The sequence below is a fragment of the Actinorhabdospora filicis genome (assembly GCF_030269765.1).
GTDB classification, from domain to species: Bacteria; Actinomycetota; Actinomycetes; order Mycobacteriales; family Micromonosporaceae; genus Actinorhabdospora; species Actinorhabdospora filicis.
In genome coordinates, this window is sequence record NZ_BSTX01000009.1 from 43,577 (window position 1) to 52,752 (window position 9,176).

General features: G+C 70.8%; 11 protein-coding genes. 4 read left to right on the top strand and 7 right to left on the bottom strand.

Going from position 1 to position 9,176, the window contains the following annotated elements:
• Positions 1–10: 10 nt before the first annotated feature.
• Positions 11–1,690 (bottom strand): DUF885 domain-containing protein, encoded by a 1,680-nt coding sequence (locus QSK10_RS33925; RefSeq protein WP_285667670.1) that lies wholly within the window; start codon positions 1,688–1,690, stop codon positions 11–13.
• Between the two features lie 10 nt (positions 1,691–1,700).
• A complete protein-coding gene (locus tag QSK10_RS33930) occupies positions 1,701–2,630 on the bottom strand; it encodes a prephenate dehydrogenase (protein WP_285667671.1) in 930 nt (309 codons plus the stop codon).
• 80 nt (positions 2,631–2,710) lie between these two features.
• Here QSK10_RS33930 and QSK10_RS33935 point away from each other — a divergent pair, with 80 nt between their 5' ends.
• From QSK10_RS33935 to QSK10_RS33945, 3 genes are all read left to right on the top strand, one after another.
• A complete protein-coding gene (locus QSK10_RS33935; RefSeq protein WP_285667672.1) occupies positions 2,711–3,910 on the top strand; it encodes a PQQ-binding-like beta-propeller repeat protein in 1,200 nt (399 codons plus the stop codon).
• 13 nt (positions 3,911–3,923) lie between these two features.
• Complete coding sequence (locus QSK10_RS33940) at positions 3,924–4,388, top strand: hypothetical protein (protein ID WP_285667673.1); 465 nt, start codon at positions 3,924–3,926, stop codon at positions 4,386–4,388.
• A gap of 72 nt (positions 4,389–4,460) precedes the next feature.
• The gene (locus tag QSK10_RS33945; protein WP_285667674.1) at positions 4,461–4,922 is read left to right on the top strand and encodes a tRNA adenosine deaminase-associated protein; all 462 of its coding nucleotides are present in this window, start codon (positions 4,461–4,463) and stop codon (positions 4,920–4,922) included.
• Positions 4,923–4,988: 66 nt separating this feature from the next.
• On the opposite strand, the gene QSK10_RS33950 is transcribed toward QSK10_RS33945, so the two are convergent.
• Positions 4,989–5,426: a DoxX family protein gene (locus QSK10_RS33950; protein WP_285667675.1), complete on the bottom strand. Its 438-nt coding sequence runs from the start codon at positions 5,424–5,426 to the stop codon at positions 4,989–4,991.
• Positions 5,427–5,485: 59 nt separating this feature from the next.
• Here QSK10_RS33950 and QSK10_RS33955 point away from each other — a divergent pair, with 59 nt between their 5' ends.
• Positions 5,486–6,046, top strand: coding sequence for a TetR/AcrR family transcriptional regulator (locus QSK10_RS33955; RefSeq protein WP_285667676.1), 561 nt, complete (start codon positions 5,486–5,488; stop codon positions 6,044–6,046).
• A 245-nt stretch (positions 6,047–6,291) separates the two neighbouring features.
• On the opposite strand, the gene QSK10_RS33960 is transcribed toward QSK10_RS33955, so the two are convergent.
• The 4 genes from QSK10_RS33960 to QSK10_RS33975 form a co-directional block, all read right to left on the bottom strand.
• A complete protein-coding gene (locus tag QSK10_RS33960; protein WP_285667677.1) occupies positions 6,292–6,903 on the bottom strand; it encodes a hypothetical protein in 612 nt (203 codons plus the stop codon).
• 99 nt (positions 6,904–7,002) lie between these two features.
• Positions 7,003–7,362 (bottom strand): hypothetical protein, encoded by a 360-nt coding sequence (locus QSK10_RS33965; protein WP_285667678.1) that lies wholly within the window; start codon positions 7,360–7,362, stop codon positions 7,003–7,005.
• A 4-nt stretch (positions 7,363–7,366) separates the two neighbouring features.
• The gene (locus tag QSK10_RS33970; protein ID WP_285667679.1) at positions 7,367–7,948 is read right to left on the bottom strand and encodes a hypothetical protein; all 582 of its coding nucleotides are present in this window, start codon (positions 7,946–7,948) and stop codon (positions 7,367–7,369) included.
• A partial coding sequence (locus QSK10_RS33975) for a hypothetical protein (protein ID WP_285667680.1) occupies positions 7,945–9,176 on the bottom strand: 1,232 nt, incomplete at its 5' end. The genes QSK10_RS33975 and QSK10_RS33970, both read right to left, overlap by 4 nt.

The window sequence follows — 9,176 nt, forward strand, 5'->3', positions numbered from 1 at the left end:
CGCGTGAGCCTTAGATCCGGTCCATCGCCTTGCGGAACGGGTCCAGCCCGAGCGCGCCCAGGTTCAGCGCGTCGGTGTGGAAGGCCTTCAGGTCGAAGGCGGCGCCCTTGCGGGCCTTGGCGTCCTCGCGGGCCTGGAGCCAGATGCGCTCGCCGACCTTGTAGGACGGGGCCTGCCCGGGCCAGCCGAGGTAGCGCGAGACCTCGAAGTGCAGCATCTGGTCCTCGATGCGGCAGTGCGCGCGCATGAAGTCCCAGGCCATGGACGCGTTCCAGGTCGCGCCGGGGTTGAACCCGAAGGGGTTGTCCTTGGGGATCTCCAGCTCCATGTGGACGCCGATGTCGACGATCACGCGGGCCGCGCGGAACGCCTGGGCGTCGAGCATGCCGAGCTTGGCGCCGGGGTCGGCGAAGTAGCCGAGCTCGTCCATGAGGCGCTCGGAGTAGAGGGCCCAGCCCTCGCCGTGGCCCGAGCACCACATCATCTGCCGCTGGAAGCGGTTGAGCAGCTCGGAGCGGTAGGCGGTCTGGCCGACCTGGAGGTGGTGGCCGGGGACGCCCTCGTGGTAGACGGTGGTCACCTCACGCCAGGTGGAGAAGCCGTCGGCCTCGTTCGGGACCGACCACCACATGCGCCCGGGGCGGGTGAAGTCCTCCGAGGGACCGGTGTAGTAGATCGCGCCGTCGGCGGTGGGGGCGATGCAGCACTCGATGCGCCGGATGGGCTCCGGGATGTCGAAGTGCGTGTCGGCGAGCTCGGTGATGGTGCGGTCGGCGAGCTCCTGCATCCAGGCCTGGAACTCCTCCTTGGTGGCGATGTGGCGGGCCGGGTCGGCGTCGAGCGCGGCGACGGCCTCGTCCACGGTGCCGCCGGGGACGATCTCACGGGCGACCTTGCGCATCTCGGTCTCGATGCGGTGGAGCTCCTGCCAGCCCCACTCGTAGGTCTCCTTGAGGTCCACCGCGGCACCCAGGAAGTAGCGGGACGCGCGCGCGTAGCGGTCGGGGCCGACGGCGTCCTTCTCGGGCGCCTGGGGGGCCAGCTCGTCGCGCAGGAAGGCGCCGAACTCGGCGACGCCCCGGCGCGCCGCCTCCGCGCCGGCGGCCAGGTCCTTGGCGAGGGCGTCGGAGGGCGCCTTGCCGTCGACGGTGACGCGGGAGACGAGGCCGGTCCAGAAGTCGGCGCCCTCGGCACCGTTCCAGTTGTCGGTCTGGTCGGCGCACTCCTTGACCTGGCGCAGCGCGGCGACGCGGCCCTGGGCGGCGGCTTCGCGCAGGGTCTCGCGGTAACCGGCGAGGGCCTCGGGGACGCGGGCGAGGCGGGCGGCGATGTTGGCGGCCTGCTCCTCACCGGAGATCGTCATGAGGTCGAAGACCTGGCGGATGGACTGCAAGGGGGAGGCGATGACGTTCAGGTCGGCGCCGTCACCGGCGTCGTGGCGTTCCAGGGAGAGCGCGATGCGCTCGACCATGCCGTCCTTGGCGACCTGTTCGCGCTCGTCGGAGGGGGTGGCGGCGTCAAGGGCGGCGAGGGTGCGCCGTCCGGCCTCGGCCTCGCGTTCGGCGCCCGCCGGGGAGAAGTCGTCGAACTCGTGGTCGTGTCCCTCGACGCCCTGGTACGTGGCGGTGATGGGGCTGAGGGCGATCTGCTCGTCGACGAACTTGTCGGCGATCTCATCAACGGGTCTCATGGCCGCGACACTACGGCACCCTGAGCTGGGGTCGCATCACCGTTATATGACGGTCGTCTTCGACCGTGTGGACCCAGCCGCCCTCCGCTCCGAGCGCCAGCAGGGCCGTTCGGTCGACCACGACCGTCTGCGCCGGTCCGGGCCGGACGGGCCACGCGCGGCGGGTGTGCCAGGCGGGGGTGAACCAGTCGCGGACGGCGGCCTGCGGGTCGGGTCCGTCGAGGGCTGCGCGGGCCTCGCGCAGGGAGTCCAGGACGCGGTCGAGGGCCTCGCGGACGGCGTCGGCGTTGCCGCCGGCCATGGCCGCGACGAGTTCGGGCCGGGTGACGGCCACGCGCGTCCCGTCGCGGTAGGACCCGGCGGCGAGGGTGCGCTGGAGCGGGTCGGTGGCGGCGTGCACGAGGGCCCCGGCGAGCAGGTGCGGGACGTGGCTGACGGCGGCGACGGCGGCGTCGTGCGCGTCGGCGCCGACGGGGACGACGCGCGCGCCGAGCCCGGTGAACAGCCGCGCGAGGTCGAGCCAGTCGCCGAGGTCGGTGTCGCCCTCCAGGCACAGGGCCCACACCTGGTGGCCGAAGAGGTCGGCGTCGGAGTGGGCGAAGCCGCTGCTCTCCTTGCCGGTCATGGGGTGACCGCCGACGTAGCGGCGTCCGGCGAGCAGGTCGCGGACGGGCCGTTTGACCGACACGACGTCGGTGAGGAGCCCGTCGTAGTCGCCGAGCCCGTCGAGGACGGCGGGCAGCGCGGGCAGCGGGACGGCCAGGACGGTGACGTCGGCGCGCCAGTGGTCGAGGGTGTGGGCCACGCGCAGACCCGCCGAGGTCGCGGCGAGGCGGGTGGTGGGGTCGGCGTCGTATCCCGTCGCGTCGTGCCCGTTGGCGTGGAGCGCGCGCAGGAGTGAGCCGCCGATGAGTCCGAGACCGATGACGCCTATTCGCACCGACACAGGCTCTCACAATCCCGGGTCCGGCCGTTATTCCGTGACACAATCGTCGCTCACGGTATAAGGGGGCGTGACCTGTGGCGCTTTCGAAGCGTAGATGGTGGATCTTCCCGGCCCTGGCGGTCCTTCTGTGGGCCCTGCTGCCGACCCCCGCGTTCGCGGCGGTTCCCGCGACGCCGATGCGGACGGTGTCGTTCAACGGGCCGGTCCGGGCGGTGGCCTACCTGGGCGACACGATCTACGTGGGCGGCGACTTCACCGCCGCCTACCTGGACGGCAAGCGCAGCTGGCGCTCGCACATCGCCGCGCTGAACGCGAAGACGGGCGCGCTGCTGCCCTTCGCGCCGGAGCTGGACGGGACGGTCCACTCGCTGGCCGTCTCCGGCTCCGATCTCTACGTGGGCGGCTATTTCACCGTCATCGACGGCTGGAAGCGCCGCCACATCGCCCGGTTCACCGCCGGGAAGCTGCACCCGTGGCGGCACAGCCTGTCGGGTGTGCCGCGCGCGCTGACGGTGGCCGACGGGAAGCTGTACGCGGGGGGCAGCTTCACGGTGGCCGACGACCAGGCGCGCGGCAACGTCGCGGCCTGGGACCTGACGCAGGACGCGCTGCTGCCGTGGGCGCCGGTGACCGACGGGACGGTCCGCTCGATCACCCCGGGCGTGGGCCGGGTCTACCTGTCGGGCGTGTTCAACAACATCAACGGGGTGCAGGCGCGCAAGCTGGCCGCGGTGCGTCCCGACGGGTCCCTGGACACCGCCTTCGCGCCGAAGCTGAGCGTGATCGTCTACGACACCGTCGTCACCCACGACCGCGTGTACGCGGCGGCGGGGGGCAGCGGCGGGCAGGTGCAGGCCTACGACCTGTCGGGGAACCTGCGCTGGGAGAAGACCACCGACGGGGACGTGCAGGCCCTCGCGGCGATCGGCGGCACGATCTACGCGGGCGGGCACTTCGAGAACGTGTGCGCCAGTTCCCGCACCGGCACCAACGGGGTGTGCCTGGACGGCTCCAGCGCCGTGCGCGGCAAGTTCCTCGCGCTGAGCGCCGACGGCGTCCTCGACGGCTGGGACCCGGGCGCCGATTCGACCGTGGGCGTGTGGTGCCTGGCGACCAGCGGGACCGCGCTGGCGGCCGGCGGCGAGTTCCTGACCTTCGCGGGCGGCACGATCCAGCAGCGGGGCTTCGCGCAGTTCCGGGCCTTAGGGTTTCGGCGCGAAAGTACGATCGCAGTCGAGACACCTCGACGCGCGAGGAGAGACAGCCCTTCATGAGCGACGGCCTTCTATGAACGACACCTCGCCCTGGACGGCGCCGGACGCCCCGGCGGCGCCGCGCCCTCCCGCGTACCCGCCGCAGGCGCCCGCTCCCGTCTCGTGGGGCGGGCAGGCGCCACGCGGCCGGATCGGCGCGACCTCGTGGGCCGAGCCGCTGCCGCGGTCCTACGCGCCGGTCCCGCAGCGTCCCCGCTACCGGGAGGCACTGCGGATCACTCCGGGTGGGATCTGGTCGGGCGCGGCGGTGGCGTGCGGCTGGTTCCTCATCTCTGGGTTGCTGGCCACGACACTCTCCGCGTACGTGTGGGTGACCGCTGTCGCAGCACTCGTCGCCTGGCTGGCGGCCTCGCTGCTGGCTCGGTACGGTGACCGTGGCGCCGCAGCCGGGGTCGCCGTCGTCACTGGCATGGCCCTCGGCATCGCGGGGCTCGTCGTCGAGGTGAACGCCGTCGGCGGCGACTGGATTCTCTGGTGACCAACTCGTGTCGGCGAGCCTTTCGGGGTGCCCACCGGTGCGGGTGATAAGCATCCCGTCGGGGGTGGGTGAATGACGTACTTTGCTTTCGCGGCGGTCCGGTCTGGCAATGACTGGTCCGTCCATGAGTTCGACCTGGACGGCGTCGATGACATCGACGAGGTCACCGATCGTCTTCGCGACGTCGACGACTCCGCACAGGTCACGCTCGCCTTCATCGAGGCCGATGACGAGTATCTGACGGTCCTGCGTCTCGACGAAGGCGACGACCTGCGGATCTTCTCCTCGGACGCCGAGTACGGCAACGCGTCCAAGCTCGGCGCGGCCCTCCTTGAGGACCTCACCGACGGCGAGCCGGTGGAGATGGACGCCGACCCGGTCGGCGAGGCGGACCTGATGGCCGACCTGGGCGTGTCCGCGAGCTTCCTGACCGGCCTGTGCGCCAAGGACGGGATGCTCCCGGCGGACGTGGTGGCCGAGGTCGCCTCGGTCCTCGGGTTCGCCGACGACATCGACGAGTTGCGCGAGCCCTAGGCCCGTACGCACGCGTTGGAGCGCGGCATCACCGCTCGGGCGGTGGTGCCGCGCTTCGTCGTGCCCTCACAGGGCCGCGATGACCGCCGCGGCCAGGTAGAGGACCTGCTCGGCGGCGCGCCGGGGAATCGGCGTGGGCTTCTTGCCCGCCAGCTCGATGCCGTTGCGGGCGGCGTTCATGTTGGCCGGGAACATGGCCAGCAGCAGCAGTCCGAGGCAGATCGCGGCCGCCCGCGCGGTCGGCGGCACCCACAGCCCGATCGCGCCGGCGATCTCGGCGACGCCGGTGAAGGTGACCAGGAAGCCGGGGGCGGGCAGCTTCGGCGGGATCATCGCGATCATGCCGCGCCGGTACAGCGGCACGAAGTGGACGACGCCGGTCACGATGAACATGAGCGACAGGCCGCCGCGCACGGAGTGGGTCCAGTCGAAGTAGTCCACGCCCAGGAAGCCGAGGACGCGGAAGACGGCGGTTCCGCCGAGTAGGGCGATGAGGGGCGCCATGACGACCTCCGAGGTAATCTAGTCAGTGTCAAGACGAACAGTATCTTGTCATCGACAAGATGTCCACCCGGGAGGCCGTCATCGGTTACCACCACGGAGATCTGCGCCGCGCCATCGTCGACGCCGCCGTCGAGTCCATCGCCGAGAGCGGCCCGTCCGGCTGGTCCCTGCGCGAACTGGCCCGCCGCGCGGGCGTGTCGCACGCCGCGCCCGCCCACCACTTCGGCGACAAGGCCGGCGTCCTCACCGCCGTCGCCGCCGAGGGCTTCCGCGGCCTGGCCGCCTCACTCGCGCAGGCCGGCGACTTCCTGGACCTGGGCCTGGCCTACGTCGCCTTCGCGACCAGCCACCCCGCCCACTTCCAGGTGATGTTCCAGCCCGAGCTCTACCACTCCGGCGACCCCGACCTGTCCACCGCCGCCGACGCCGCCCGCGCCGCCCTCACCGACGGACTCCGCGAGACCGGCCTCGACGAGCCCGGCATGGAGCTGGCCGCCTGGTCCATCGCACACGGCTTCAGCGCCCTCTGGGTGTCCGGCGCCCTCCCGGCGGAACTGGGAAAAGACCCCGTGGCGGCCGGGCGTGAGGTCCTGGCCCGCCTGCTGGACGGACGCCGCTGAACGGTGGGTCGTGCTCGCACGGCCCACCGTTTCTCACACCTCACCCGGGACACACGCTCTACCCGGGCGGCGCCGACGGTGGCCGGACACGTCGTCCCGGGCCGGGCTTCTTCGGGCGGCGTCCTACGTGGCAGCTCTCTACTCGGGCCGCGTTGGTTCGGGCCGCATTCTCCTCGGCGGCGCTCCATTCGGGCTGGGCTTCTTCGGGCTGGGCTTCTTCGGGCTGAGCTTCTTCGGGCGGCGCTCTATTCGGGCAGCGCCGACCGCGGCCGCCGGGCGATCAGCACGCCCTCGACCATGCCCTCGTTCGCCTCGATCGCGGCCATCAGCGTGTCGATCTGCCCCGCGACCGGCTTCTCCAGGTCCACCCCCGCCGCCGCCAGCCGCTTGAGGTACGTCTCGGTGTCGTTCTCCGAGGGCGGCGTCAGCTTCATCACCGCCGCCCGCACCTTCGCCGTCCCGTAGGAGTTCAGGTACAGCGCCCGCTGCGCGGCCCGCCCGTCGTCCATCGTCTCGAAGACCGCGAAGGTCCCCACCGCCCCCGGCGCCTTCCCGATCGCCGTCGGCGCACCCCGCAGGTTCCCCGGATTGTTCGCCCGCCACGCGATGGTGCCCCCGAGCTTCACGTACGTGGCGTAGGCGATGAACCGCTTCGTCTTCACCTGCTTGGCGGCCTCGTTGATGTCGATGACGTCGATCGCCGACGCCGCCTCACCCGCGACCCAGACACCCTTGATGGTGAGCTTCGGAAACCCACCGCCACCGCCCTTGTCCTGCCGCTGCAGGAACGCCGTGACCACCCGATTCCCCACGGCCCGCTGCATCGCCAGCACCCCGTGCTCCCGCCGCTCGGCCACGCGCCGAGCGTCGTCCGGCCCCGGCCGCACCGGCCGCGTTCGTGCGCTGCCCATACCCCGAGGGTCCTCGCATGCGGACCCGACCGCAACCGATCCCCGTCACTCCCCCCGCGACCGCCGCGGCGGCTCCACCTCGTCCCACAGCACGTTCATCCGCGTCAGATCACCGCGCTGCACCACCACCGGCAGCACATCCCCCACCATCGGCGCCCCACCGGCCCGCACCAGGCACCCATGCCGCAACCGCACCGGATCGGCACCGGGCAACCGCACCTCCCCGTCGATCTCGACGGCCACCCCCCGCCCCCGCCGATCGACCCGCAGGACGGTGAACTCACCCCGCACCGGATCGGTGACGGCCATGGCCGCGCGCCGCTTGCGGACGTGACGCAGGAAGAAGGGGAAGGCGATGGCGTCGATGACGAGGAAGCCGATGAGGACGGCGAGCCAGACGGGCATGGACTCAGGATGCCTCAAGGTAGGCGCGCAGATAGGCGCCGAGCAGCCCGGGAAGCGTGTCGTGATCGGGCTGGTGTTCCATCGCGCAGTAGTGCTCGGTCTCCTCGAACTGCCCGGGGGTCCAGCTCGCGCCGATCGCGGCGGCGATGTCCTTGCGCCCGAACACATTGCCCTCCGGCGCGTCCTCGGGATCGGAGGACCAGACGCCGAAGGTGAGGGACGTGATCGTCCCGGCGGCGCCGATCGCCTCCACGTGCCGCCCGGACCGTGAGATCCGTTCGGTGTTCAGCAGGAAGACCCGCCCGGCCAGCGACTCCGGCGTCCGCCCCAGCCGCTCGGCCAGCTCGTGGAGCGCCTCCTCCTCGGCGATGAGCACGACACCGGTGAGATCGGCCGGGACCTCGGCGACGTCGATGAACTCGACCGGGATCTTCGCCGCCTCGCCCGCCTCGGCGGCGAAGGCGTCGAGCTTGGCGTACTCCCGCCGGGTGATCGGCGTGCCGTCGTCGTGTTCGTCCACGACGGCCGCCCAGGAATCGGTCAGCGCGAACAGGATGCGTCCCAAACCGGCACCGTCCTCGATCATGTGGCGTGGTTGTCGAGCTCGATCTTAAGTTCCACGTTGAAGCTGGCCAGGATCGTCGTACTGCGGCTGACACCGTACTCGGCCAGCAGCTGGTTGTGATAGGCCTGCATCTCGGGCAGGCGCTTCTTGCTCACCTGGCCCTCGTAGTGGGCCATGAGCGCGCCGACGGTCGTCTCGTCGCCACCGGACACCTTCGCCGAGACGACCTTGCAGCCGAGCTGCAGCATGATCAGGTTGACGTAGGGGACCGAGACGCTGCGCATCATCGCCTCGTCCATCTCCGCGCCCCGCTTGAGTCCGGCGTCGCGGTGGACTTGGAGCAGCGCCGGGATGTTCTCGACGGTGTCGAGCTTGACCGCCTTGATGGCGCCGAACAGCTTCTTGCCCTTGCGGAGGTCCGCCTCCTGCGCGGCGGTGAGGGCGCTCGCCGGAAGACCCTTCGCCCGCAGATCGGCCTTGGCCGCCTTGACCGCCTCGTTCCCGGCGTACTCCTCGAACTTCTTCAGCTGCCGCAGGTTCACGTAGGTGATGAGCCGTGTGCCCTTGCCCGGCACGATCGGCACGGCCGGAGCGGTGATCCAGCGCTTGTCATTGGGGATCGCGTCGAGGAAGTGCTCCTTGAGCGACAGCTCGAAGGTGTCGGGGTTGAAGACGTTCGTGACGTGCCCGGTGGCCTTCTTCTGCTTGTTCTCGTAGTACTCGACCGTCGTGGTGATCGAGTACTCACCGCCCGCCTTCGAGACATGGCCGTCGCCGGTGAAGCGGAAGTCGTCCTGCCCCTTCTCGTTCGGGTCGATGCTGTCGAACGCGCCCGGCACGAACTTGTCGTCCCGCTTCCCGGACGGGTTGACCTTGCCCTCGACGTGGACCCGGTCCTCTTTGCCCTCGTGCCCGGTGACGACGAGCTTGAGCTCCTGCATCCTGTACTTGGACTTGATGCCCGGCAGCCGCTTCTCGATCTCCTCACGCGGCATCTTCCGCTCGACAAGGGAGTTTGCCGCGTCCAGACCCGCGTCGAGGTCCTTCTGCTTGCGCTTCTCATCCCGCTCGTCGGTGCCGTTCTTGCCCTTGAAGCTCCCCTTGAGTTTCGCCCAGATCTTCTTGCCGAAGCCGACGATTTTGCCGACGACCCAGTCGACGGCTTTCATGACGGGTTTGGAGAGTGCCTGGAAGAACTTCTTGACCTTGTCGGCGATCCCGCCGACCCCGAGGAGTGCGGCGAGGAACC